This is a genomic window from Burkholderia oklahomensis C6786 (genome assembly GCF_000959365.1).
GTDB lineage: Bacteria > Pseudomonadota > Gammaproteobacteria > Burkholderiales > Burkholderiaceae > Burkholderia > Burkholderia oklahomensis.
In genome coordinates, this window is the sequence record NZ_CP009555.1 from 1,466,652 (window position 1) to 1,490,515 (window position 23,864).

Annotated in this window: 23 protein-coding genes; 8 read left to right on the forward strand and 15 right to left on the reverse strand. The window is 68.0% G+C overall.

The genetic code is table 11. The annotated features are described in order from the left end of the window. The first annotated feature begins 605 nt into the window (after nucleotides 1-605). The 6 genes from BG90_RS06490 (at nucleotide 606) to BG90_RS06515 (ending at nucleotide 7,017) form a co-directional block, all read left to right on the forward strand. Nucleotides 606-875 carry a hypothetical protein gene (locus tag BG90_RS06490; RefSeq protein WP_010113481.1) on the forward strand — a complete coding sequence of 90 codons (270 nt, stop codon included), beginning with the start codon at nucleotides 606-608 and terminating at the stop codon, nucleotides 873-875. A gap of 109 nt (nucleotides 876-984) precedes the next feature. After that, nucleotides 985-2,490 carry a carbohydrate porin gene (locus BG90_RS06495; RefSeq protein WP_010113479.1) on the forward strand — a complete coding sequence of 502 codons (1,506 nt, stop codon included), beginning with the start codon at nucleotides 985-987 and terminating at the stop codon, nucleotides 2,488-2,490. A gap of 404 nt (nucleotides 2,491-2,894) precedes the next feature. Further along, a complete protein-coding gene (hpnI, locus tag BG90_RS06500; protein ID WP_010101108.1) occupies nucleotides 2,895-4,142 on the forward strand; it encodes a bacteriohopanetetrol glucosamine biosynthesis glycosyltransferase HpnI in 1,248 nt (415 codons plus the stop codon). 91 nt (nucleotides 4,143-4,233) lie between these two features. Continuing rightward, nucleotides 4,234-5,214: an HpnL family protein gene (locus BG90_RS06505; RefSeq protein ID WP_038801903.1), complete on the forward strand. Its 981-nt coding sequence runs from the start codon at nucleotides 4,234-4,236 to the stop codon at nucleotides 5,212-5,214. Nucleotides 5,215-5,575: 361 nt separating this feature from the next. Further along, nucleotides 5,576-6,139 carry a hypothetical protein gene (locus BG90_RS06510; protein ID WP_010113475.1) on the forward strand — a complete coding sequence of 188 codons (564 nt, stop codon included), beginning with the start codon at nucleotides 5,576-5,578 and terminating at the stop codon, nucleotides 6,137-6,139. Nucleotides 6,140-6,198: 59 nt separating this feature from the next. Continuing rightward, nucleotides 6,199-7,017 carry a hypothetical protein gene (locus BG90_RS06515; protein ID WP_010113473.1) on the forward strand — a complete coding sequence of 273 codons (819 nt, stop codon included), beginning with the start codon at nucleotides 6,199-6,201 and terminating at the stop codon, nucleotides 7,015-7,017. Nucleotides 7,018-7,191: 174 nt separating this feature from the next. On the opposite strand, the gene BG90_RS06520 is transcribed toward BG90_RS06515, so the two are convergent. The 4 genes from BG90_RS06520 to BG90_RS06535 form a co-directional block, all read right to left on the reverse strand. Next, on the reverse strand, nucleotides 7,192-8,328 hold the full coding sequence (locus BG90_RS06520) for a porin (RefSeq protein ID WP_025989601.1): 1,137 nt from the start codon (nucleotides 8,326-8,328) through the stop codon (nucleotides 7,192-7,194). A 203-nt stretch (nucleotides 8,329-8,531) separates the two neighbouring features. Further along, nucleotides 8,532-8,903, reverse strand: coding sequence for a glyoxalase superfamily protein (locus BG90_RS06525; protein ID WP_025989600.1), 372 nt, complete (start codon nucleotides 8,901-8,903; stop codon nucleotides 8,532-8,534). Nucleotides 8,904-8,986: 83 nt separating this feature from the next. Next, a complete protein-coding gene (locus BG90_RS06530; protein ID WP_010101094.1) occupies nucleotides 8,987-9,679 on the reverse strand; it encodes a YoaK family protein in 693 nt (230 codons plus the stop codon). A 17-nt stretch (nucleotides 9,680-9,696) separates the two neighbouring features. Continuing rightward, entirely contained in the window at nucleotides 9,697-10,041 is a 345-nt protein-coding gene (locus BG90_RS06535; RefSeq protein ID WP_010101093.1) for a zinc ribbon domain-containing protein YjdM, read from the reverse strand. Nucleotides 10,042-10,153: 112 nt separating this feature from the next. On the opposite strand from BG90_RS06535, the gene BG90_RS06540 reads away from it, so the two are divergent. Next, nucleotides 10,154-10,492 carry a hypothetical protein gene (locus BG90_RS06540; protein ID WP_010101092.1) on the forward strand — a complete coding sequence of 113 codons (339 nt, stop codon included), beginning with the start codon at nucleotides 10,154-10,156 and terminating at the stop codon, nucleotides 10,490-10,492. Between the two features lie 143 nt (nucleotides 10,493-10,635). Here BG90_RS06540 and BG90_RS06545 read toward each other — a convergent pair whose 3' ends face one another. Both BG90_RS06545 and BG90_RS06550 read right to left on the reverse strand, forming a co-directional pair. Continuing rightward, complete coding sequence (locus BG90_RS06545) at nucleotides 10,636-11,166, reverse strand: chromate transporter (RefSeq protein WP_010113459.1); 531 nt, start codon at nucleotides 11,164-11,166, stop codon at nucleotides 10,636-10,638. Beyond that, on the reverse strand, nucleotides 11,163-11,765 hold the full coding sequence (locus tag BG90_RS06550) for a chromate transporter (protein ID WP_025989599.1): 603 nt from the start codon (nucleotides 11,763-11,765) through the stop codon (nucleotides 11,163-11,165). The genes BG90_RS06545 and BG90_RS06550 overlap by 4 nt, the downstream gene beginning before the upstream one ends. Before the next feature lie 97 nt (nucleotides 11,766-11,862). On the opposite strand from BG90_RS06550, the gene BG90_RS06555 reads away from it, so the two are divergent. Then, entirely contained in the window at nucleotides 11,863-12,744 is an 882-nt protein-coding gene (locus BG90_RS06555; RefSeq protein WP_010113456.1) for a transcriptional regulator GcvA, read from the forward strand. 397 nt (nucleotides 12,745-13,141) lie between these two features. Here the strand turns inward: BG90_RS06555 and BG90_RS06560 are convergent, their stop codons facing one another. From BG90_RS06560 to flgF, 9 genes are all read right to left on the reverse strand, one after another. Next, the gene (locus BG90_RS06560) at nucleotides 13,142-14,449 is read right to left on the reverse strand and encodes a solute carrier family 23 protein (RefSeq protein WP_010101088.1); all 1,308 of its coding nucleotides are present in this window, start codon (nucleotides 14,447-14,449) and stop codon (nucleotides 13,142-13,144) included. Nucleotides 14,450-15,025: 576 nt separating this feature from the next. Further along, nucleotides 15,026-16,258, reverse strand: a complete 1,233-nt coding sequence (flgL, locus tag BG90_RS06565) for a flagellar hook-associated protein FlgL (protein ID WP_010101085.1) — start codon at nucleotides 16,256-16,258, stop codon at nucleotides 15,026-15,028. Between the two features lie 15 nt (nucleotides 16,259-16,273). Next, nucleotides 16,274-18,280, reverse strand: a complete 2,007-nt coding sequence (flgK, locus tag BG90_RS06570) for a flagellar hook-associated protein FlgK (protein ID WP_010113454.1) — start codon at nucleotides 18,278-18,280, stop codon at nucleotides 16,274-16,276. A gap of 172 nt (nucleotides 18,281-18,452) precedes the next feature. Then, a complete protein-coding gene (locus tag BG90_RS06575; RefSeq protein ID WP_010101076.1) occupies nucleotides 18,453-19,211 on the reverse strand; it encodes a flagellar brake protein in 759 nt (252 codons plus the stop codon). A 214-nt stretch (nucleotides 19,212-19,425) separates the two neighbouring features. Next, nucleotides 19,426-20,361, reverse strand: coding sequence for a flagellar assembly peptidoglycan hydrolase FlgJ (flgJ, locus tag BG90_RS06580; protein WP_010113453.1), 936 nt, complete (start codon nucleotides 20,359-20,361; stop codon nucleotides 19,426-19,428). After that, the gene (locus BG90_RS06585) at nucleotides 20,362-21,558 is read right to left on the reverse strand and encodes a flagellar basal body P-ring protein FlgI (protein WP_010113452.1); all 1,197 of its coding nucleotides are present in this window, start codon (nucleotides 21,556-21,558) and stop codon (nucleotides 20,362-20,364) included. After that, nucleotides 21,552-22,253 carry a flagellar basal body L-ring protein FlgH gene (gene flgH, locus BG90_RS06590; protein WP_038802830.1) on the reverse strand — a complete coding sequence of 234 codons (702 nt, stop codon included), beginning with the start codon at nucleotides 22,251-22,253 and terminating at the stop codon, nucleotides 21,552-21,554. The genes BG90_RS06585 and flgH overlap by 7 nt, the downstream gene beginning before the upstream one ends. Before the next feature lie 20 nt (nucleotides 22,254-22,273). After that, nucleotides 22,274-23,062, reverse strand: a complete 789-nt coding sequence (gene flgG / locus BG90_RS06595) for a flagellar basal-body rod protein FlgG (protein ID WP_010112971.1) — start codon at nucleotides 23,060-23,062, stop codon at nucleotides 22,274-22,276. Nucleotides 23,063-23,093: 31 nt separating this feature from the next. Continuing rightward, complete coding sequence (flgF, locus tag BG90_RS06600; protein WP_010112969.1) at nucleotides 23,094-23,855, reverse strand: flagellar basal-body rod protein FlgF; 762 nt, start codon at nucleotides 23,853-23,855, stop codon at nucleotides 23,094-23,096. Nucleotides 23,856-23,864 lie beyond the last annotated feature (9 nt).

Genomic DNA, 23,864 nt, shown 5'->3' on the forward strand with positions numbered 1-23,864 from the left:
CTCGAAGATCGACTACTGCAAGTGTCCAAGGCGCATGCCCCTTTTGTGGAGATGCGCGGATTCTATGGATGCCGCGCGCCGAAAGTCAATGACGATCTTCGGCATCACGAAAAAAAATCTCCGCGCTCCCGGCGCTGTAAGTTTTTACGCGATGAAACCGTGTCCTTTGCTTTCAATCGTCCATGGACGGAAACTGGGCCGAAAGCCCGAACGCCGCGTCCACGGCGTTCGCCGCGCGCATCGCCGAATGCGGCGCACGTTGACCGATCCGGCATTTTTATTCGTTTTTTACTTGCGCGGACATGTGCGGCACGCCTACAATCCGCCGCAATTCGTCACAGAAGGAGAGTCCCTCGTGGACACGTCCCCCAGTAGCAACAGTCCGACGCCGGTCGAAACCGGCAACGCAATCGCGAGATAGCCGCCTGGGTCTCCTTCGCCGCTAGCTCGCATTGGTCGAGTTAGCGCGCTTCATCGTCGGCGGCGTCCGTCCGCCCGTTCGCAGCACGCTTCCTCTGTTTGGGTCTTGTCGCAAGCCGCCTCCGGGCGCGCCAGGCGACGTCTTACGTCGTCCGGCACATGCCGGAGCGGACGGGAGCGAAGTCATGCTTGTTCAATTCTTCAAAGTTAAGCTTGGGCGCCACGCCCATCTCGCGAGCCACCGGATCGTCGTCGCGTCGATCTCGCCGCTCGCGCATGCGGCAGACGCATCGAGCAGCGGCACGCTGCCGGGCGCGGGGCTTCTCGTCCGGCCGGTCGGCTGCGCGATCGTCGGCGCCATCGCGGGCGCCGTCGCGCTCGTCGCGCTGCTGTCCGCCTCGGGCAGCCGCACCGGCCTGAATCAGGCCGTGCGCGTCAGCTGGTGGTTCTCGTAAGCACCGGTAAGCACCGGCGCGAGCCCACCGGTTCGCCGTGTCCGGCGGGCAACCTCGAGCGGCAAGCGGACGGCATCCTCGGCCGCATTCAACCAAGCAACGATTCGTCATGAAGAAAACCATTCATCACATGCTCGTCAAATCCGGCGTCGTTTCCGGCCTGCCGTTGCTGCTGTCGCTCGGCGTCGCACAGCCCGCGCTCGCGCAAGCGGCCAATGCCGCGTCGGCGCCGGCCGAAAACGCCGCGCCCGCGGCGGCGGCCGCGCAAAGCACACCCGCCGCGCCAGCCGCGCAAACTGCCGAGGTCGCGCCCGCGCCGACGGGCTTCTGGGAACGCTCGAACCTGTTCGGCGACATGGGCGGCCTGCGCAGCAAGCTCGGCGATCACGGAATCACGCTCAATCTGCAGGAGACGAGCGAATACCTGCGCAACCTGTCGGGCGGCACGCGCCGCGGCGGCGCATACGACGGCCTCACGCAATTCGGCTTCAGCGTCGACACCGAAAAAGCGATCGGACTGCCCGGCGGCACGTTCAACGTGTCGGGCCTGCAGATTCACGGCACGAGCCTCACGTCGCGCAACCTGCAGTTGCTGCAGACGGCGAGCGGCATCGAGGCCGAAGGAACGACGCGCCTCTGGGAGCTCTGGTATCAGCAATCGTTCGCGGGCGGCCGCGCCGACATGAAGATCGGCCAGCAGAGCCTCGATCAGGAATTCATGGTGAGCCAGTACGCGGGCACGTTCATCAACGCGACGTTCGGCTGGCCCGTGCTGCCCGCCGCCGACATGCCGGCGGGCGGCCCCGTGTATCCGCTGTCGTCGCTCGGCGTAAGGCTGCGATACAAGCCGTCCGACGCGTGGACGGTGATGGCGGGCGTGTTCGACGGCAACCCGGCGGGCGGCGTCGGCGACGCGCAGCGGCTCAATCGCCACGGCACGAACTTCAATCTGCACAACGGCGCGCTCTTCATCGGCGAACTGCAATACGCGCTCAACGCGCCGCCAGCCGATCCGAAGGCGCCGCAGCCCGCGGGCCTGCCCGGCATGTACAAGCTCGGCGTCTGGTACAACTCCGAGCGCTTCGACGATCCGCGCCACGACACGAACGGCGTATCGCTCGCCGATCCGGCGAGCAACGGCATCGCCGCGACGCATCGCGGCAACTACGGCTTCTATGCGGTCGCCGACCAGATGGTGTGGCGCCCGAGCGCGGACAGCCCGCGCTCGCTCAACGTGTTCGCGCGCATGATGGGCGCGCCCGGCGATCGCAACGCGGTCGATTTCGCGCTGAACGCGGGCGTCACGCTGAAGGCGCCGTTCGCGGGGCGCGACAACGACACCGCGGGGCTCGCCGTCAGCTACGCGAAAGTCGGCTCGCATGCGCGCGGCATCGACGGCGACACCGGCGTGTTCACGACGCCCGGCTATCCGGTGCGCCGTGCGGAAACGCTCGTCGAGGCGACGTATCAATATCAGGTGACGCCGTGGTGGCAGTTGCAGGCCGACTTCCAGTACGCGTTCCGGCCGGGCGGCGGAATTCCGAATCCGAACGAGCCCGGCTCGCGGATCGGCAACGAAGCGATCGTCGGCGTGCGCACGACGATCACCTTCTGATCCGATTCGCCTCCCTCGCCTTGCACGCCTTTCGGGCTTGGCGCGCGCGCCGCTCGCCGCGGCGCCGCGCGCATTCACCCGTCGCTCGCATGCTGTCAAATCGCTTAAACCGATTTGTCACCGGAATGCCATCAGAAAGTCGGCTCCGCGCCTTACAGTAGCCGTTCGGCCGCGCGCAAGCAGCGCTCCGCGTAACCTGGCAATTGCGGAGTGCGGCCGGATACGGCATGCTGAGCCGGACGTCCGCCCCACACGAACGCCCGGCCTGGCGCCTCCCGACGAGAGTCGCATTCACGCGGAGCTATCAGCTTGTCCTGTCTCGATCTCGCCGTTCGCCGCCACGATCGCTCGACCGATCGCGCGGCTGCCGTTCGCACGCGTCGTCGCATTCGCGAGACCGCACGATGAAAACGCTGACGTGGCTCGCCAGCACCGTTGCCGCGCTGCTCGCGGCCGAGCTGATCTCGTTCGGCGACGTCGGACACTTCGTCGCGCTGCTCGCCGTATCGCTCGCCGCGCCGTGCGTGCTCGCCGCCGTGTTCGGCTGCGCGTACACGCTGTTCGCGGGCATGCTCACGCAACGCTTTTTCGCACGCGCGCCGCACGAGCCGCGGCACAGCCCGCCCGTGACGATCGTCAAGCCGCTGCACGGCACCGAGCAGGCGTTGTTCGCGAACCTCGCGAGCTTTTGCGAGCAGCGCTACGACGGTCCGATCCAGTTCCTGTTCGGCGTGCACGATCGCGACGATCCCGCGCTGCATGCCGTCGATGCACTGCGCCGCGCGTTTCCCGACGCGCACGTGACGATCGTCGCCGACGCGCGCCTGTACGGCCCGAACCGCAAGATCGCGAATCTCGTCAACATGCTGCCCGCCGCCGTGCACGACGTGCTGATCTTCGCGGACAGCGACGTGAGCGTCGGCCCCGACTACGTGCGCCATATCGTCGGCGAACTCGACGAGCCGGGCGTCGGGCTCGTCACCTGCGCCTATCGCGGCCGCCCCGATCCGGGCTTCTGGCCGCGCGTCGAGGCGCTCGTCACCAATCATCAGTTCCTGCCCGGCGTCGTCGCGGGCCTCGCGCTCAAGCTCGCGCGGCCATGCTTCGGCCAGACGATCGCGATGCGCCGCGCGACGCTCGACGCGATCGGCGGCCTCACGCAGTTCGCGCACCATCTCGCCGAGGATCACGCGATCGGCGAAGCCGTGCGCGCGCGCGGCGAGCGGGTCGCCGTGCCGCCGTTCGCGATCGAGCACGGCTGCGTCGAGACGCGCGTCGCGCAGCTCGCCGCACACGAATTGCGCTGGAGCCGCACGATCCGCGCGGTCGACCCGGGCGGGCATCTCGGCTCGCTGCTCACGCACCCGCTTGCGCTCGCGCTGCTGGGCGTCGTGCTGTCGCACGGCGCCGCATGGGCGTGGCCGCTCGTGCCCATCACGCTCGCCGTGCGCATCACCGCGAAGTGCATCGTCGATCGCGCGACGAAGCGGCCGGTGCGCGATTTATTGCTGCTGCCGCTCGCGGATCTGATCGCATTCGGCATCTTCGTCGCGAGCTTCTCGTCGTCTCGCGTGATCTGGCGCGGCTTCAGCTTCGACGTCGACCGCGACGGCCGCCTGTGCCCCGCTCCCGAAAAAAGCCCGAACGTCTGATCGGCGCCGCGCGCCCGCAATACTTTTCTTCGTCATGCAAAACGAACCGACCCGACCACGAACCGACACTCACGCGACGCTCAACCGACGACTGATAAAACACGCGGGACGCGTCGCGGCGCTCGCGGGCCTCGCGATCTCGCTCTGGCTCGTCGCCCGCGACAATCCCCGCGCGGTGCTCGACCTGATGCGCGCGGCCGGCATCGGGCTCGTCGTCGCGGCCGCTTCGCATCTGCTGCCGATGCTCGCGAACGCGAAGGACTGGCAAACGCTGATCGCGCGGCCGGACCGGCCGAGCCTGCGCGCGATGCTGCGGCTCGTGTGGATTCGCGAGTCGGTAAACGGCCTGCTGCCCGTCGCGCGCATCGGCGGCGAGCTCGTATCGTTCCGCCTGCTGCGCGCGCAAGGCCTGACGGCGCCCGCGGCGAGCGCGAGCCTCGTGTCCGACATGCAGTTGACGCTGATCAGCCAGGCGCTCTTCGCGCTCGCGGGCGTCGGCTATCTGCTCACGCGCGCGACCTCGGACACGCTGCGCGTCGCGGGCGTGTTCGCGTGGGGGCTCGCCGCGCTCGTGCCGCTCCTGATCCTGTTCGCGCTCATTCAGCATGCGAAGCCGTTCGAGCGCGCGATGCACGCGCTCAATCGCGTCGCGGGCGGCCAGCTCGCGTCGCTCGTCGAACGCTCCGCGCAGATCGACGATGCGCTGAAGGCGGTCTGGCGTCGGCGCGGCACCGTCGTGCGCTATCTGTTCTTCTGGCAGCCGCTGCAGCATCTCGCGACGTCGCTCGAAATCTGGCTCGCGCTGCATTTTCTCGGCACGCCCGTGTCGCTCGTCGACGCGCTCGCGATCGAAGCGCTGATCCAGGCGCTCAGCAGCGCCGCGTTCTTCGTGCCGGGCGGGCTCGGCGTGCAGGAAGGCGGCTTCGTGCTGATCGGCGGCGCGCTCGGACTCGATCCGGCGACGTCGCTCGGACTCGCGGGCGCGCGGCGCATCCGCGATCTGCTGATCTTCGTGCCGGGCCTGTTCGCCTGGCAGTTCGCGGAAGCGTCGGTCGCGACGGGCACCTCGTAGGCGATCGACGCGGTTCGTCGCGCAACGCGCGATCGCCGTCACGCCACTTTCAATTTCCGCGTGCATGATCAAGCGCGGCCGTCTCGCATCCTGCGTCGGCGAGCGCGGCCGTGCTCGCCGCCCGATCCATGTTCGCGCACCGACGCCTCACATCGCACGCCGCAACAATCACACCGATTGAAGCCGCGCGCGAATCGCGGCGAAGCGGAGCTCGCGCTGTCGACGGGGCGACGCTTTCCCGCTGCGCCGAATTCGAGTAACGTTTGCGAGCCGTTGGCGGAATCGAGGACCGCCGGATCGTGACGGGCAACCGATCACGCTCCACAACCCCTACAAGATTTCACAACAAAAAGGAGAGGGCATGCGATGGCAATACCCAACCGCGGCCGCGCTCGCGATCGCCGCATTCGTGTGGGCCTGCGCGCGGATCGTGTCGACCGATGCCGCGCCCGCCGCCGCGCCGGCTGAGCAAACGGCATCGACCGCTCCCGCCGCGCAGGCGAACGCATTCACCATCGCGTCATCGGCGACGCCGCGCCCCGCGCCGCCGCCGCTTCCCCCTCGCGTCACCGAGTACATCGCGCACGAATACGCGGACTCGGCCGTCACGCGCGAGGCGCTCACGCAGATCGCATACGGCTGGAGCGAAGCCGTCAACGACGTCCACGATCCGGGCGACGCAAAGGTGGCGGGCGACGCGATCGCGAAGGGCATCGCGTGCGCGCTGAGCGCACGCGTGCTCGTGAAAGCGGGCGTCGACCAGCAGACGATGCTCGACCGGATCAAGAGCACGCGCGCGATCATGCTCGACACCGAAGCCGACACGCTCGCGTACATCCGCTTCCAGTCGCTCGCGGGCGGCCAGTTCTACGACGATCCCGGCCCCGCATCATGCGGCTTCAATCCGACGTCCATGCCGAATTGAGTGTGCCGACGCCGTAGCGCCTCAACCACCACCCGAGGGAACCATCGATGAAAAAGTTAGTGACGCTGATGATTGCCGGCGCGCTGGTCGCGCTGCCCTACTCGACGAGCCTGCGCGCCGCGCAGACGACGGCCGCCGCGACCACCGCGACTGCCGCGCCCGGTTCCGCGATCGTGTTCGTCAACGGCATCAACAACACGTTCGACGATGCGATCGCGAGCCTGCAGGTGCTGAAGAACGAGCTGAACGCTCGGGACACGAGCAATGCATACGTGTACGGCAACGCGTACAACGCGACGCAAGGCACGTTCAACGACTTGTGGCAGGTGTTCAAGCAGAAATCAGTCGAAGGCGCGAGCCCCGCGGATTTCTGGCGTGCGATCGACGGCGGCACGATTCCGGCGGACGGCATGGACGCGGCGCTGCAACAGAAATACATCGACATCCTGACGAAGAGCGAGATTCCCGAGCTGCCGGATCATCTGAACCAATACCGCACGTATCTGCAGCAGAGCCGCAAGGTCGTGCTCGTCGGCCACTCGCAGGGCACGCTGTACGCGAACTTCGAGATGAACCTGCTGATCACGGGACCGGAGCGCGCGCAAGGCAAGATCAGCTCGGTGAACGTCGGCAACGCGGCGCGCTATCTGCTGCCGGGCTCGAGCTATCTGACGTCGTCGTCGGACACGGTGATCGGCAGCCTCAGCCTCGTGCAGACGGTGTTGCCGTCGAATTTTTCGCTCGGCATGCATCTGCTCACCGATCCGCTCGGCCATTCGTTCACGAAGATCTACATGAACGAGTCGTTCGCGGCGGCCAAGCAGATCCTCACGCAGGTGTCGCAGCAGGCGGGCGGCGTGGTGACCGCCGCGCGTTGAGCCGGCGCGGCGTGACGGCGGGCGCGGCGATGCGTGCGGCGATGCGTGCGCGACCTCGATCACACGCGTGATGCGGACGCCGCGCATCGATGCCGAAGCGCGGAACGCCGAAGCGCATCGACGAAAAGGCCCGCGAGCGGGCCTTTCCACCGGATCTGCGCGACGTCGGGCCGCTCAGAAGATGTTGCGCAGACCGATCGCGACGCCCGTCTGGTTGCTGCGGCCCGGCAGCTCGACCGTCGCCGCGCCGTTCACCTTGTTGAAGTCGACGGTGCCGTAGATCTCGGTGCGCTTCGACAGCGCGTACTCGACGAGGCCGACGACCGTGTAGCGGTTGCCGCTGTCGAGCTGGCCGTTCGCGACCGTCGCGTTGCGCATCCGGTCATAGTAGAACGCGCCCGTCAGCGTGAGCGCGGGCGTCGCCTGCCAGCTCACGCCGGCGAATGGACCGTCGTCGATCCGGCCCGTGCGCTTCGGCGCGCCGTTCGTGAAGAGGCCCGGCTGCTGCGCGAGCAGCGAGTCGACGAAACCCGTGTCGTCCTTCGAATGCAGATAGCCCGCATAGATCTTCGCCTTGCTGAACGCGTAGACGACGTTCGCGTGATAGATCGTCTGCTTGCGATTCGAGTTGTCGCTGTTCTGCTGGACGCCCGCCGCGACGCTGACCGGCCCGGCGACATACGACAGCGAGAAGCCGTACATGTTGCCCGCGCCCGTGTGGCCGGGGATCTGGCCGGAGAAGCCGCCCGCGCCCGTCGACGACGTCGAGTCGGTGCCGAACGAATACATCGCGCCGATCGTCAGGCCGCCGAACGTGCCGCGGTACTTGACCGAGTTGTCCGTGTACAGGCCCGCGCCGAGCGCAACCGGCAGCCACGCGTTCTCCAGATAGTTGCCGACCGTCAGCGGATCGTACGTGTCGCTCAGCAGATCGAACAGCACCGTCTTCTGGCGGCCGAGCGTCACGGTTCCGTACTGGCTCGACAGGCCGACGTATGCGGCACGATTGAAGATGCGCTTGCTGTCCGAGAACGAGCCGTCCTGCAGATTGACGCCGCTCTCGAGGTTGAAGATCGCCTTCAGGCCGCCGCCCAGGTCTTCGCTGCCGTGCAGGCCGATGCGGCTGTTGGTGATCGCGCCGTTCGTCATGAAAACGCGCCCGTCGTTCTGCGCGTTCGAGTTGCTCAGGTAGCGCAGGCTCACGTCCGCGACGCCCCAGAGCGTCACCGAACTCTGCGCCATCGCCTGCTGGCCTGCGATCGCCAGCGTCATCCCTCCTACCAGTCCCGCGATTTTGGTGGTTTGCTTCATGAGCTTTCCTTTGTGAATTGTCTCCATCTCTTCTCCGGCCACGGCCGCGGCCGACTCCGCCGCGCGCACGTGCCGCGTGCGGCGAGTCCACGAATCATATGACGATGTAAGCTCTGTAAAAAAATAAACGCCGCGAGAATCGCGGCGTTGTAGTCGTGGCGCAACGGTGCGCGCCGGCGGACGGCGCTCGGGTGCTCGGGTGCTCAGGCGCCCTGTGCGTCGCGCTCGCAAAAGCGCAGGCGGTTGCCGAACGGATCGGCGATCTCCATCACCCGCCCCCCGTCGTATCGCTCGATGCCCGGGCGCGCATACGGATAGCGCTTGCCGTTCAGCTCGGCATGTAGCGCATCGATGCCTTCGAGCGGCACGAAGACGGTCGAGCCGGGCGTCGCGTCGCCGTGGTGCTCGCTCAGATGCAGGATCAGACCGCCTCGCCGCACTTCGGCGTAAAGCGGCAGATCGGGCTCGAAGCGATGCTCCCAGCCGACCGTGAAGCCCAGGAAATCGACGTAGAACTCCTTTGCCTTCTGCTCGGAGAAGATGCGCAGCACCGGAATCGCGGAAGAAAACTGCACGGATGCGCCCTCGCTATCGTTCGTGTTCAATGCGTCCGATGGATTCGATGGATTCGCCATGCCGCGCACCTCGCGCGGCGGCGTCAGTCGCGTTGCACGGCGACATCCGCATCGTAGCGCGCGCGCCGGACGATTTCAGCGAATGCCGCGACGAGCAGCAGCACCGCTCCCCACAATGCGCCGTCTCCGATCGTGCGCGTGGCGAAGCCGCCCCCCACCGCGCCCGCGAGAAAGCAGAAACTGATCACAGCGAGAAGGCCCGAATCGTGCAGCGCAAGCGCGTCGTAGCGCGGGATCAGGCCGGCGAACAGCAGTTGCGCGGCGCGCCGCAGGTTGCCCGTCGTCATCACCGACGTGTACGACAGATCCTCGAGATGCGTAAACGACAGCGTCTGCAGCGTCGCGGCGAACGAGATGCCCGGAATCAGCCACGCACTCGACATCGCGGGCCAGCCACTCGACGCGAACGCCAGAAAGACGATCTCGACGATCAGGCTGATGAACGCGGTGTGCCGGATCCAGCCCTTCTGCGCGGCGAGGCCGAGCGTATGCGCGACGAACACCGCGATCACGAATCCGACGAGCGGCGGCACGTGGTGCAGCGCCTGCGCCCAGTCGCCCGCCGACAGGTTGATGCCGAGCAACGCGACGTTGCCCGTCATCGTGTTCGCGAACACGTGGCCGTGGCCGACGTACGTGTATGCGTCGAGATAGCCGCCCGACAGCGTGAGCAGCGACGCGACCGTCAGGTTGCGGCTTGCGGCGTCGAGATTCATCGTCCGTCGCGCGCCGCTCAGACCTTCTTCAGGTAGCAAGCCTTCAGCATGAAGTTGCCGGCGTCCATCTTGCAGTCGACTTCGTGATCGCCGCCGACGAGCCGGATGCTCTTCACCTTCGTGCCCATCTTCAGCGTGATCGACGAACCCTTCACTTTCAGGTCCTTGATCAGCACCACCGCATCGCCGTCGGCGAGCACGTTGCCGTTCGCGTCCTTCACGACGGCGGACGCGTCGTCATCGGCGGCGTTCGCCTCGCCCGCGATCGGCCATTCGTGACCGCAGTCCGCGCAAATATAATGTTCGCCGTCCGGATACGTGTTTTCCATTGCGCATTGCGGGCAGGCGGGAAGAGTCGACATGGTGTTGCAGCCTTGTTTGCAGTTGAACGAATGCGTGAAAGTATACTCGCCTGCCTGTACGCGCCGCCCGCACCCGGCGATCCGCCTCACGATTCACTGCATCCGCCTTGCCATGACAGCCGCCAAGTTCTTCCTGCGCTACACCGCCGTGCCGTTCGTCGCGATCGTGCTCGTCGTCGTGTGGGCGTTCAACCGCGAATCGGACGAAATCGATGCGCGCCAGTACGCGGCGCTCGTCGCCGCCTATCCCGGCTTCACGCCGGATCTCCAGGACGAAGTGAACCGCGCGATGCGCGACGGCAAGCTTGCGAAGTCCGATTACTCGTCGATCGTGCGCGATTCGCTCAACCACGGCTACGTGCTCGACTGGTCGTCGACGGGCACCGATCTGAACACCGAACGCGGCAAGCTGCTCGGTCTCGTGAAGAACAACGCGCACGCGGCCGACTGACGTCCGCCCGGCAACCGGCGACATACCCGGCGCGCCGGGCGGCGCCGGGCTCGACGGCGGCGCTCGCGCGAACCCGGCGCCGACGCGCAAGCATTCGCGCCCGCCTTGCCGCGCAATGCGCGCCGCGCGCCGCCGCGGCCCGCCTACGCGAAGAGACCGCCGACGAGTCCGGCGAGCGCGCCGCCCGCGAGCAGCCACAGCGGATGCACGCGGGTGCGGTACGCGAGCACCGCGACCGCCGCCGTGATGCCCCATTGCAGCGCCGACCGGTTCGACGCCTCGGAGATCAGCACCGCGCTCGCGACGACGAGGCCCGCGGTGACGGGCATCATCCCCTGCTGCACGTAACGCCGCCACGGCTTGTCCTTGAAGCGCTCCCACGCGTGCAGCGCGAGCATCGTCACGATCGACGACGGCCCGAACTTCGCCAGCGACGACACGAGCAGGCCCGGCCAGCTCGCGACGTGCCAGCCGACGAGCGGCACGATCATCATGTTCGGCCCCGGCGCCGCCTGCGCGAGCGCGAAGAGCGCGGTGAACGCCTGCGCGCTCATCCAGTGATGGACGTCGACGACCTGACGCTGCATCTCGGGCAGGATCGTGTTGCCGCCGCCGAACGCGAGCAGCGAGAGCTGGCCGAAGATCACCGCGAGCGCGGCAAGCGTGTCGCTCATCGCCGCACTCCCTGCGCGCTCGCGTTCGCGCCGCGCGGCGCGCGCGATGCGAGCCAGATGCTCACCGGCGTCAGCACGAGCATCGTCGGCAACAGCGGCGTGCGCAGCACCGCGATCGCGACGAACGCCAGCGCCGCGACGCACGCGGCCATGCGCGCGTGGCGCAGCGGCTTTGCGACCTTCACCGCCATCGCGACGAGGAGGCCCGCCGCGGCCGCCGCGAGGCCGCCGAACAGATGATGGACACTCGGATTCTGCTGCGTCTTCGCATACAGCACGCCGAGCCCGATGACGACGAGCGTCGGTCCGGCGACGAGGCCGAGCAGGCCCGCGATCGCGCCCGGCACGCCGCGAAACCGCATGCCGACCGCGACCGACAGGTTGATCACATTGCCGCCCGGCAAGAACTGGCAGAGGCCGAGCAGATCGGTGAACTCGTCGGCGGTCAGCCAGCGGCGCTCCTCGACGAGCGCGCGGCGCGCGAACGGCAGTGCGCCGCCGAACGACATCAACCCGAGGCCGAGGAAGCCGACGAACAGATCGACGACGCGCACGTCGACAGCATGTCCGCCGCCAGCGGGTTCGGAAGAGGATTGCATGGGAGTCCTCGCGATTTTCACGAGCCGAGATTACGCCCGTTCGCCGCGGACTCCAAACGATTTTATCGGCGCGGCTTTGTGATCTAGAATCACAAGCATGGCACGCGATCTCCCACCGTTTCCAGCACTGAAGGCCTTCGAGGCCGCCGCAAGACACGAGAGCTTCAGCGCCGCGGGCGAGGAGCTGCATGTGACCCACGGTGCCATCAGCCGGCAGATCGCCGCGTTCGAGGCGTGGCTCGGCAAGCCGGTGTTCCACCGGCGCGGCAAGCGGGTGAAGCTCACCGACGAAGGCCGCCGCTATCTCGCGACCGTCGAGGCGGCGTTCGACAGCATCGCGCGCGCGACCGAGCAGCTGCGCGAGACGGGCGCCGCGCGCGTGCTGCGCATCAACGCGCTGCCGACGTTCGCGATGAAATGGCTGCTGCCGCGCCTGTCGCGGTTCCAGCGCGAGGTGCCGAACGTCGAGCTGAAACTGTCGACGTCGAATGCGCCGCTCGGCTCGCTCGACGGCTTCGACGTCGCGATCCGGCGCGGCCCCGGCCGCTGGCCGAACTGCGCGAGCGGCCGGTTCCTCGACGAAAGCATGATTCCCGTGTGCAGTCCGGCGCTCCTGAAGCGCACGCCGATCGCAAGCGCGGACGATCTCGCGCGCCACGTGCTGCTGCATTCGGATACGCGCCCCGACGCGTGGCGCGAGTGGTTCGCCGCGGCGGGCACGCCGATGAAGGGTCGCAAGAAGCAGTCGTTCGACCACTTCTATCTCGCGCTGCAGGCGGCGGTGGACGGCCTCGGCGTCGCGCTTGGGCCGCTGCCGCTCATCGCCGACGAGCTCGCGAGCGGCCGGCTCGTGACGCCGCTGCCGAGCCCGCGAATCGCGACGCGCAGCTACTGGTGGATCGCGCCGCGCGAGACGGCGGGCGAGGCGCTCGTCGGCCGGTTCTGCGCGTGGCTCGAAGCGCAGGCTCACGCCGGCTGAATATCCGGGCGGGCGTCGGGTCGGGAAGATCGGCCGGATGCTGGGTGCGGCGCCGATCGAGCGCCGGATCGATCGCGCGACGAACGCCGTGCGATCGCACCACCCGCCGCGCTTCGACCGCCGCGCTTCGACCGCCGCGCTTCGACCGCCGCGCTTCGACCGCCGCGCTTCGACCGCCGCGCTTCGACCGCCGCGCTTCGACCGCCGCGCTTCGACCGCCGCGCTTCGACCGCCGCGATTCGACCGCCGCGATTCGACCGCCGCGATTCGACCGCCGCACTTCGACCCGCTGCGATTCGACCACCGCGCTTCGACCACCTCACCCCGATCTCCGCGCTTCGCCCGCCCCACCTCGACCGACGCCCGCAGTTCCCCGCCCCCGAGCCGCCGCCGTCACTCACACCATCGGCCCCGGCTCCTTCTCCTTGCGCAACAGCGCATAGAGAATGATCGCGCCGAACGTCGCGGTGCCGATCCCGCCGAGCGCGAAGCCGCCGAACTTCAGCGAGAAGTCGCCCGCGCCGAGCACGAGCGTGACGGCCGCGACGATCAGATTCCGGTTGTCCGAGAAGTCGACACGGTTCACGACCCAGATCCGCGCGCCCGTCACCGCAATGAGGCCGAACACGACGATCGACACGCCGCCCAGCACCGGCCCCGGAATCGTCTGGATCACCGCGCCGAACTTCGGTGAGAAGCCGAGCACGATCGCGATCAGCGCGGCGGCGACGAACACGAGCGTCGAGTAGATCCGCGTGACCGCCATCACGCCGATATTCTCCGCATACGTCGTCACCCCCGTGCCGCCCATGCTGCCCGACACGATCGTCGCGAGCCCGTCGCCGACGAACGCGCGGCCGACGTAGCGATCGAGGTTGCGGCCCGTCATCGCGCTCACCGCCTTGATGTGGCCGAGATTCTCGGCGACGAGGATCACCGCGACGGGCGCGATCAGCAGCATCGCGTGAGGATCGAACGCCGGCCGATGGAACGCCGGCACGCCGAACCAGGCGGCGTTCGCGACGCTCGCGAAATCGATCGGCTTGCCGAGGCCCAGGCCGTTCGTCAGCACCGCGTAGATCGCATACGCGATCAGCACGCCGACGAGAATCAGCAGCCGCTGCAGCATCCCGCGCGCGAACACCGCGACGCCGCCGACGCAGAGCACGGTCACGAGCGCGAGCGTCGAATCGAACGTCGACGCGGAGACGCTCTTCACCGCGATCGGCGCGAGGTTGAGCCCGATCACCGCGACGATCGCGCCCGTGACGACGGGCGGCATCAGCGCCTCGATCCAGCGGGTGCCGATCGCCGACACGACGACGCCGATCAGCGCATAGACGACGCCGCACGCGACGATCCCGCCGAGCGCGACAGGCATGTTCGGGTTCGCGCCGCCGCCGCCGTAGCCCGTCACCGCGATCACGAGGCCGATGAACGCGAAGCTCGAGCCGAGATAGCTCGGCACGCGGCCGCCGACGAGCACGAAGAAGAGCAGCGTGCCGATCCCGGACATCAGGATGCAGAGGTTCGGATCGAAGCCCATCAGGAGCGGCGCGAGCACGGTCGAGCCGAACATCGCGACGACGTGCTGCACGCCCATCGCGAACGTTTGCGGCCACGGCAGGCGCTCGTCGGGCGCGACGACGCGGGCCGCGTCGTCGCGCGGCTGCGCGCGCCACCGCGGGAAATAGGAATCGGCCATCGCGGGATTCTCCTTGTTGTCTGGATTGAGGCGCGCGCGACGGCGCGTCGAGGCAAAATCAGGCGCGAGTGTACGAAGCGGGAATCGCGCTGACAAGCGGCGCGCAAAAACGCCCGCCGCGCGGCATGCGCGCGGACAGGAAACGCAAGGAACGGGAAAGGAAACGCGCGCGGAGACGGCGAAGGCGGTCCGCGTCGGCGAACCGACGGGGCGGAGGCGGCACGGAGGCCAAAAAGACGGGGGCGCCGGGCGCGCGGCCCGCGCCGCCGTGCGTCAAAGCCGGACGCACCGGCAAAGTCAGCCCGAGTCGCGATCGATGCGATCGATACGATCGATACGCCCGATGCCGCCATGGCGGCAAGCCATGGCGGAAGATCGCTGTCCCGACGCGTCCTGCCTAGCGGCCACGCAGCCGAGGCCGACGACGAAACGACCGCGCCGAAAAACAAAACGTGCGGCACGAGCCGCCCGCTTCATCGCAATGCGCGCCCCCACCGCAAACCGCACTACCGACAAGCCGATCGCCTAACCAACCGGCTCGCCGACGGCGCGGACGCCGAGCGCAAGCCGCGACGCTTACGGATTCAGATACTGGAACAGCGACAGATTCTGCATCTGCACGAACGCCTTCTGCGCGGCGCTCAGCGAATTCTGCAGTTGCAGGAACTGGCTGATCGCGGCCGGCAGGTTCGTGTCGGTCAGGTTCGACAGGCTGTTCGTCGTCTGAAGCGAATTCGTCGTCGTCACCGACTGCATCGCCTTCACTTCCTGCAGGCGGCCGCCGACCGACGCCTGCACGGTCAGCACGTTCGTCATCGTGTTCATCAGCTTCGTCGACGCGGTGGCCATCGTGTTCGTCAGCGCGGTCGACGCGGTCTGACTGTTGCCGACGGGCGACTTCAGCGCGGCGATTACCGTGTCGAGCGTCGCGAACACGTCGGTGCCCGCCTGCGGCGCGGGCGTCACCGTGAACGTGTCGCCCGCCGCCGGCGAGCCCGACACCGCGACCGTCTGGCCGCCGAGATTGATCCCCACGCCTGCCGAGTACGGCTGCGCGGCGGTCGTCGTCGGCGGCGCGACCGTGTTGTCGGTCACCGTGTAGGTCGGCGCGGCCGCCGTGCCGCCGAACGCGATCGTGAACTGGTGCGTATTGGTCGGATCGGACGGATTCGTGATGCTGACCGCGCCGATCGTGCCCGTGCCCGTGTTGCTCGCGCCCGCGGCCGGCACCGGCAGGCTGCCGAGGAACGGCACCGACGTGAACACGCTCGCGCCGTTGTCGCCCTGCGAGATCGTGCGCGTGTCGGCGATCTGCACCGTCCGCGCGCCGTAATCGCCGGCGTACGTGACGCCGCCGCCCGGCTTGTTCGAGAACGGCTGCGTCGTCGGCTGAAAGCCCGAGAACAGGTAGTTGCCGGCGCCGTCCGCCGTGTTCGCAAGCGTGAGCAGGTGGTCGCGCGAGCCCTGGATCTGCGCCGCGAGCGCCGCGCGGTCGCTGTCCGACAGCCCGCCGTCGCCCGCATGCATGAGCGCCTGATACGCGGCGTTGAGCACGTCGTTGACGCTCGTGAGCGTCGTGCTCTCGGTCTGCAGCGCGGTCTGCACGACCGACTGGTTCGACGTGTACTGCGCGAGCGTCGCCGACGTCGCCGACAACTGGACCGCCTGCGCGGCCGCGAGCGGATTGTCGGCGGGCGTCGTCAGGCTGACGCCGCTCGACACCTGCTGGTAGAGCTGAGCGATCTGCGCCTGCTGGTCGTTCATCATGTTGACGTTCAGGCTGTAGAGCTGAGAGCTGGAAATGCGCATCGCCGTCTACCTCGTTCAGTTGAAGAGACCGAGCACGGTCTTGAACAGCGAATCCGCCGTCTGGATCACCTTCGCATTCGCCTGATAGAGCTGCTGGTACTGCATCAGGTTCGCCGCTTCCTCGTTCTGGTTCACGCCCGACACCGACTGCTGCTGCGCCGTGATCTGGCCGACGAGCGCCGTCTGCGCGGTGCTCGACGCCTTCAACTGGCTCGCCGCGTTGCCGATCGCGTTCACGTAGCCCGCGTACGCGCCCGTCAGCGTCGTCGTGCCGTTGTTCATCGTCTTCGAGTTGACGAGCTGCGACAGCGCGAGCGCGTTGCGGCCGTCGTTCGTGCCCTTGTTCGCGCCGATCGTGAACTGGTCGCCGTCCGCGGGCGTGCCCGACAGCGACACGCTCACGTCGTTCATCACGGTCGGCGACGACGGCGGCTGCGTCGTGCTCGAAATCGTCATCGACGCGCCCTTCGACGGGTCGTACGGCACGGGCGTCGTCGCGCTCGTGATGTCGATCGACGTCTGCGGCGGGCCCGCGACCGTCACCGTCGTGCCGGCGGGGAAGCCCGACAGCGTCTTCGACGACGCGTTGTACGTGAGCGTCGTCGTGCCGGACGGCAGTTGATAGCCCGCGCTCACCGCGCCCTGCGTGATCGCGCCCGTGCCGCTGTTCGTCGGCGCGCTCGCCGCGAGCACGGGCGACGCGGCCGCGATCGCCGAGCCGTTCGCGGTCGCGAGCGCGAAGCCGTCGAGCGCGCCGCGCGTCGGCAGCACGGTGAACGAATCGCCCGCGGCGGGTGTGCTCGTGAGCGACAGCTTCAAGCCGCCGATCGTCATCGTCGGCGGCGTGGACGCCGGCGTAGCCGTGCCGACGACGCTGCCCGTCGCGCGGTCGGTCAGCGTGTATTTCGAGCCGTCGAACGACAGCGAGTAGTCGCTCGACGGCGGCTGCGTGCCGTCCGCGATCGACACGGACAGCGTCGCGCCGCCGGTGTTGCCCTGGTTCGAGTAGACGGTCGGGCTGCCGACCGTGAACAGGTTGCCGCCCGGATTGCCCGACAGATCGATGCCGAGCGCGTTCTGCGCGTTGACCTGCGACGCGAAGCTGACCGCGAGCGCGCCGAGCTGCGCCTGCGCGGGATCGAGCGTCTGGCGGCGGAACGCGATCAGGCCGCCCAGCGTGCCGCCCGTCAGCGACACGTCGGGCAGGTACTGGGTGTCGCCCGGCGGGTTCGCGCCCGCCATGCCCTTCGACACGATCGTGAGCTCGCTCGGATCGGACGGCGACGCGACGGCGGCGAGCTGATAGCTCGCGTTCCCGACGACGAGCGGCTGGCCGCCCGACAGGAACACGCTGTAGCTGCCGTTGCCCGGCACGACCTGCACGCCCGCGAGCTGCGACAGGTTCGACACCGCGAGATCGCGCTGGTCGAGCAGCTGGTTCGGCGGCTGGCCCTGCGAGCTCGCCGACGCGATCTGCTCGTTGAGCTGCGCGATCTGCGCGGTGTAGCTGTTGATCTGCGTGACGGTGTCGGTGAGCTGCGAGTTCACGGTCTGACGCAGTTGCGAGTACTGCTGGCCCGCGGCCACGAGCTGGCTCGCGAGCGTCTGCGCGTTGCTGATCGCGGTCTGCCGCGCGGACGGATCCGCCGCGTTGTTCGCGACCGTCTGCAGGCCGGTGAAGTAGTTCGTGATCGCGGTCGAGATGCCGGCCGTCGGGCTGCCGACGTAGTTGTTCAGTTGCGCGACGAGCGAATAGTAGGTCGACAGCGAGCTGCCCTGCGTCTGCGCGGCGTTGAGCTGGTTCGACAGATACTGGTTGTACTGGCGCTCGACGGTGACGGTCGTCACGCCTTGCGGCAGATAGCCGCTGCTCGTGTACTGGCCGCTCGCTTCCGCGTAGACGGGACGCTCGACGGAATAGCCGGGCGTCGCCGAGTTGCTGATGTTCTGGCCGGTCGTGGTGATCCCCCAGAGCGCGGCGTTCAGGCCGCTGATCCCGAGGTTCATGAGGGTATTGGACATGCGCGATCCTATGAGCCGGCCGCGCCGCGGCCGCCGGGTTGCGTGGACTCCCGGTATAACGGCCGCGCGTGAGAAAAATTGAGGGACCGCACGCGCAAAAATGCGTGCGGCGTCCCGCGGCCGGCGCGCAAGCGCGGCCGCAGGCGTCGCGGGCGGCCTCGCCCGCCGCGGATCAGGCCCGCGCGAGCTGCCGGCGCTTCATCTCCAGCTGCGTGATGAGGCGCTGCAGCGTGTTCTCGGCGTTGCCCGGCAGCGACACGAACCGAAAGCCGAGCTGGTAGCGGCGCGAGCCGTTCGGCGCGTCGGTCGAGCGGTGCGACACGAGCTGCAGGTCGAGCGACAGCATCCCGTGGCCGTTCAGGTTCAGCTCGACGTCGGGCAGCGTCGTGCCCAGCTCGAGCGCGGACACGCGCTCGTCGAGCGTGCGCAGCCCGAGGCCGCCCAGCGACAGGTTGTGCACTTCGAACCGGAAGCTCTCGCCGTCCGGCAGCCTGCCGCGGCATACGTACGGATCGAGGATCGGCGCGTCGACGCGGAAATATTCGCGGCGCTGCACGCAGTACAGCACGTCGGGGAAATCGGCTTCGAATGCGGGAAGGTTTTCGTAGCGGGTCTCGCGCGGGGTCGCGGTCGAGAATTCGACGCGCACGCCGTCCGGCGACGCGTGGAACACGCAGTGCGGCGCGGCGAGGATGCCGGCGTTCTGGTCGGCGAGCGCGCCCCAGTCGAACACGAAGGTTCGCGCGCCGACGTCGACGTCGAGGATGCGGGTGACGAGCTGGCCGCCCTGGTACTGGACGGTCAGGAAATCTCCACGATTGACGAGGTTGCGCAGCTGCACGCCGATCTCGAGCGGATTGCGGCGGCCGTAATCATGGCCGGAATGCGCGGCGGCGCTCGCGGCCTGACTCGTCGACTGTTCGGTATTCATGGCTTGCCGGTATTTATCTCGGTGCGCCCGGCGGGTTTGGGGGCGCGTTATGACCGGGGCGCGATCCGCCCGATCGTTGGTCTCTCACGTTTAGCGGCAACAGCAGCGCAAAGTTTAGATCGAAACCGGAGTTTATTTTTTTAGCAAACGTTAAAACCGCGCGAGGCCAGGCCTGGCGCGGTCCGAAATGTACCGAACGGTTGCTCGGTTCGGGTCAGCCGATCTGCTGCATGATCGAAATCAGCTTCTTCGCATAGTGCGGATCGGTCGCGTAGCCGGCCTTCTGCATCCCGTGCGCGAAGCCTTCCGCGCTGTGGCCCGCATTCAGCACGCCCGCGTAGCGCGGGTTGTTCTTCAGCAGGTTCGCATAGTCGGTCATCGCGTGCTCGTACGAGTCGTATGCGCGGAACTGCGCGACGACGCGGTGCGGCTTGCCGTTCGCGTATTCGGTCGTGACGGCCGACACCGTGCGCCCGGTCCAGCCCTTCGACGCCTTGATGCCGAACACGTTGTAGCTCGATTCGCCGTTCGCGCCGCGGATCTCGCGCTTGCCCCAGCCGGATTCGAGCGCCGCCTGGCCGACGATGAAGCGCGCCGGAATGCCCGTCGCCGCGCTCGCCGCCTGCGCGGCGCCCGCCATCTTCTCGACGAATGCGTCCGCGTTCGCGGAGCCGCCGTTGCCCTTGAGCGGCGGCGTCAGCGCGCTCGCCGCCGAATAGCCGCGCGTGCCCGCCAGCGCGCCGTTGCCGGCCGACGCGTTCGAGTTCGCATACGCCTTCGCGAGCGCGTTCATCGCCGCGATGCCGCCCTCGCCCTGCGCATCGGGCGCCACGTTCGCGTTGCGCATCAACTGCTTCGCCAGCGCGTCGGCGACGCCGATGCCCTTCGCCGACATCTGCTGCGCGAGCTGCTGGTCGAGCATCGACGTGTACATCTTCGACGAGCTCGAATCGAAGGGGCTGTTCGACGGCGTCGCGTCGCGCATGCTCTTCAGCATCATCTGCGTGAACATCGCGTCGAACTGGCCCGCGACCATCTTCACGCCTTCGCGCGGCGTCGCCGCCGCGGCTTGCGAGCGCAGCGCGTCGAACCCTTGAACGTCGAGCGCGAAGCGCTGCGACAGATCGTTCGCTTTCGTGAAAGTCGTCACTTAGATGATCTCCAGATCCGCGCGTAGCGCGCCTGCCGCCTTCATCGCCTGCAGGATCGACATCAGATCCGCGGGCGTCGCGCCGAGCGAGTTGAGCGCCTTCACCACTTCGGCGAGGTTCGCGCCCGCCGTCACCATGCGCAGCGCGCCGTTGTCCTGCTTCAACTGAATCTGCGACTGCTGCGCGACCACCGTCTGCCCGTTCGAGAACGGCCCCGGCTGCGACACGACGGGCTGCGTGTTGACGACGACCGACAGATTGCCGTGCGCGACCGCGCAGTTCTGCAGCGTCACCATCTGGTTCATCACGATCGAGCCCGTGCGCGCGTTCAGGATCACCTTCGCCGCCGCCTTGTCGGGGCTCACTTCCAGATTCTGCAGCCGCGCCATGAACGCGACCTGCTGCGCCGAGTCGGCGGGCGCCGTGAGCTGGATCGTGCGGCCGTCGAGCGCCGTCGCGGTGCCCGCGCCGAAGCTCGAATTCACCGCGGACACGATCCGCTGCGCGGTGCCGTAATCCATGTCGTTCAATTGCAGCTGCAGCACGCCGTTCATCTGCGCGATCGCGTTCGGCACCGAACGCTCGACGATCGCGCCGCCGGCGATCCGCCCGGCCGCGAGCTGGTTCACCTGCACGCGGCTGCCGTTCGCGCTCGCGCCCGCGCCGCCCACCGCCATGTTGCCCTGCGCGAGCGCGTAGACCTGGCCGTCCGCGCCCTTCAACGGCGTGAGGAGCAGCGTGCCGCCGCGCAGGCTCTTCGCGTTGCCGAGCGACGACACCGTCACGTCGATCGCCTCGCCCGGCCGCGCGAACGGCGGCAGCGTCGCCGTCACCATCACCGCGGCGACGTTCTTCAGCTGCATGTTCGTCATCGCCGACGAGCCGCCGTTCGCCGAGCCGTTGTTGATCGAGATGCCGAGGTTCGCGAGCATGTTCGCGAGCGTCTGCGTGGTGAACGGCGTCTGCATCGTCTGGTCGCCGGTGCCGTCGAGGCCGACGACGAGGCCGTAGCCGATCAGCGGGTTGTCGCGCACGCCCTGGATCTGCGCGAGCTCCTTCAGGCGCTCCGCGTGCGCGGCGACGGGCGCGAGCACGAACGCGCAGGCGGCCGCGAGCGCGCAGCACGCGGCCGCGCGGCAATTCGAACGGAGAACGCGCACGACGCGCGCGAGCAAGGTACGCATCGTCTTCACCACGGCGCGATATTGAGGAAGAAGCGCTGCAGCCAGCCCATCGTCTCGGCTTCGTTGATGTAGCCCTTCGCCGAGTATTCGATCCTCGCGTCCGCGACCTGCGTCGAATAGACCGAGTTCTGGCCCGAGATCGTGTTCGGATTGACGATGCCCGAGAAGCGCACGAATTCGTTGCCCTGGTTGATCAGCATCTGCTTCTCGCCGCTCACGACGAGGTTGCCGTTCGGCAGCACGTTCGTCACCGTCACGGTGATCGTGCCGTTGAACGTGTTCGCCGCGCTCGCGCCGCCCGTGGCCGCGAACTTGTTCGCGCCCTGCGCGGACAGGTTCGCCTTGTTGAAGAGGCCGCCGAGAAAGCCCGCCGTCGGCACGTCGAAGCTCGTGTTGCCCTGCCGGTTCGTGTTCGCGCCCGACGACTTCGTCGCGTTGATGTTCTCCGCGATCACGATCGTCAGGATGTCGCCGATGTTGCGCGGCCGCTGATCCTCGAAGAGCGGCCGGCCCGCATAGCCCGGGTTGTAGATCGAGCCGGGCGCCTGCATCGCGGGCGGCATCGGCGGCATCACCGACATCGGCTGCTGCGTGATCGGCTCGCGCGGCAGCTGCGCGCAGCCGGCCAGCGCGAGCGCGGCCGCGGCGAGCGCCGCCGCGATGCGCGCGCGGCGCGCCGGTTGCGGGGAGAAACGAACCTGCTTCATGGCGTCTGACCTGGGGCCGGTTAGCGCGACATCTGCGTGACGGTCTGCAGCATCTGGTCGGACGTCGTCACGGCCTTGCTGTTGATTTCGTACGCGCGCTGCGTCTGGATCATGTTGACGAGCTCCTGGACGACGTTCACGTTCGACGCCTCGACGTAGCCCTGCTTGAGCGTGCCCGCGCCGTTCAGGCCGGGCTGCGACACGTTCGGCTGGCCCGACGACGTCGTCTCCGCGAACAGGTTCTCGCCCTTCGCGTCGAGGCCGGCGGGGTTGATGAACGTCGCGACCTGGAGCGCGCCGATCTGCACCGCGTTGTTCGAGCCCGGCTGCGTGACCGACACGACGCCGTCGCTGCCGATCGTGAGCGACGTTGCGTTCTGCGGGATCGTGATCGCCGGAATCACCTGATAGCCGCTCGACGTGACGAGCTGGCCCTGCGCATTGGTCTGGAACGAGCCGTCGCGCGTGTAGGCGTTCGTGCCGTCCGGCATCAGCACCTGGAAGAAGCCCTGGCCGTTGATCGCGACGTCCTTCGAGTTGCCGGTCTGCTGCAGCGCGCCCTGCGTGTAGAGGCGCTCGGTCGCGACCTGCTGGACGCCCGTGCCGAGCTGCAGGCCCGACGGCAGCTCGGTCTGCTGCGTCGAATTCGCGCCCGGCTGGCGCACGGTCTGGTACAGCAGATCCTCGAACACCGCGCGCGAGCCCTTGAAGCCATTGGTGCTCACGTTCGCGAGGTTGTTCGAGATCACGTCCATCTGCGACTGCTGCGCATTCATGCCGGTCGCGGCGATGTAGAGGGAACGGTTCACGTGTTGACTCCTTGTCTGGCGCTTGCCGCGCTTAGCTGAAATTGAGCAGCTGGTTCGCCGCCTGCTCGTTCTGGTCGGCGGACTGGATCAGCTTCGTCTGCAATTCGAACGCGCGCGCGTTGTCGATCATCGACACCATCGCCGCCACCGGATTGACGTTGCTGCCTTCGAGCGAATTCGGCACGACCCGCACGGCCGGATCGGCATCGGCGGGATTACCGTCCGCGGTGCGGAACAGGCCGTCGTCGCCGCGCTTCATCGCAGCGGGATCGGGATTCACGAGCTTCAGTTGATCGATCATCGCGACGGCGGTCGGCGGATCGCCCGGCATCAGCGCCGACACGGTGCCGTCCTGGCCGATCGTCAGCTGCGCGTTCGGCGGCACCGCGAGCGGGCCGCCGTTGCCGACGACGGGCAGGTTGTTCGCGGTCACGAGCTGCCCGTTCTGGTCGACGTGCAGGTTGCCCGCGCGCGTGTACGCCTCGGTGCCGTCCGGCAGCATCACGGACAGCCAGCCCGGCCCCTGGACCGCGACGTCGAGCGGGTTGCCGGTCCGCTCGATCGGGCCCGGCGTGAAGTCCGCGACGGGCGTCGACGACAGCGTGTAGGTGCGCGTCGTCGACGGATCGACGTTGCCGCTGCCGTCGTCGAAGTTCATCGGCACCGCGCGGAACGTCGCGAGCTGCGCGCGGAACCCCGTCGTCGACGTGTTCGCGAGATTGTTCGCGACGACGGACTGCTGCTCGAGCGACTGCGTCGCGCCCGTCATCGCCGTATAGATCAGTCGGTCCATGGCTGGCTG

What these genes read in the sequence shown, in the direction of transcription:
- BG90_RS06530 (WP_010101094.1), bottom strand. Translation starts at nt 9,679, where the DNA reads ATGAATCTCGACGCCGCAAGCCGCAACCTGACGGTCGCGTCGCTGCTC.
- flgK (WP_010113454.1), bottom strand. Translation starts at nt 18,280, where the DNA reads ATGTCCAATACCCTCATGAACCTCGGGATCAGCGGCCTGAACGCCGCG.
- BG90_RS06545 (WP_010113459.1), bottom strand. Translation starts at nt 11,166, where the DNA reads ATGAGCGACACGCTTGCCGCGCTCGCGGTGATCTTCGGCCAGCTCTCG.
- BG90_RS06540 (WP_010101092.1), top strand. Translation starts at nt 10,154, where the DNA reads ATGACAGCCGCCAAGTTCTTCCTGCGCTACACCGCCGTGCCGTTCGTC.
- flgH (WP_038802830.1), bottom strand. Translation starts at nt 22,253, where the DNA reads ATGAAGCAGGTTCGTTTCTCCCCGCAACCGGCGCGCCGCGCGCGCATC.
- flgL (WP_010101085.1), bottom strand. Translation starts at nt 16,258, where the DNA reads ATGCGCATTTCCAGCTCTCAGCTCTACAGCCTGAACGTCAACATGATG.
- BG90_RS06555 (WP_010113456.1), top strand. Translation starts at nt 11,863, where the DNA reads ATGGCACGCGATCTCCCACCGTTTCCAGCACTGAAGGCCTTCGAGGCC.
- BG90_RS06510 (WP_010113475.1), top strand. Translation starts at nt 5,576, where the DNA reads ATGCGATGGCAATACCCAACCGCGGCCGCGCTCGCGATCGCCGCATTC.
- BG90_RS06575 (WP_010101076.1), bottom strand. Translation starts at nt 19,211, where the DNA reads ATGAATACCGAACAGTCGACGAGTCAGGCCGCGAGCGCCGCCGCGCAT.
- BG90_RS06495 (WP_010113479.1), top strand. Translation starts at nt 985, where the DNA reads ATGAAGAAAACCATTCATCACATGCTCGTCAAATCCGGCGTCGTTTCC.
- hpnI (WP_010101108.1), top strand. Translation starts at nt 2,895, where the DNA reads ATGAAAACGCTGACGTGGCTCGCCAGCACCGTTGCCGCGCTGCTCGCG.
- flgF (WP_010112969.1), bottom strand. Translation starts at nt 23,855, where the DNA reads ATGGACCGACTGATCTATACGGCGATGACGGGCGCGACGCAGTCGCTC.
- BG90_RS06490 (WP_010113481.1), top strand. Translation starts at nt 606, where the DNA reads ATGCTTGTTCAATTCTTCAAAGTTAAGCTTGGGCGCCACGCCCATCTC.
- BG90_RS06535 (WP_010101093.1), bottom strand. Translation starts at nt 10,041, where the DNA reads ATGTCGACTCTTCCCGCCTGCCCGCAATGCGCAATGGAAAACACGTAT.
- BG90_RS06520 (WP_025989601.1), bottom strand. Translation starts at nt 8,328, where the DNA reads ATGAAGCAAACCACCAAAATCGCGGGACTGGTAGGAGGGATGACGCTG.
- BG90_RS06550 (WP_025989599.1), bottom strand. Translation starts at nt 11,765, where the DNA reads ATGCAATCCTCTTCCGAACCCGCTGGCGGCGGACATGCTGTCGACGTG.
- BG90_RS06560 (WP_010101088.1), bottom strand. Translation starts at nt 14,449, where the DNA reads ATGGCCGATTCCTATTTCCCGCGGTGGCGCGCGCAGCCGCGCGACGAC.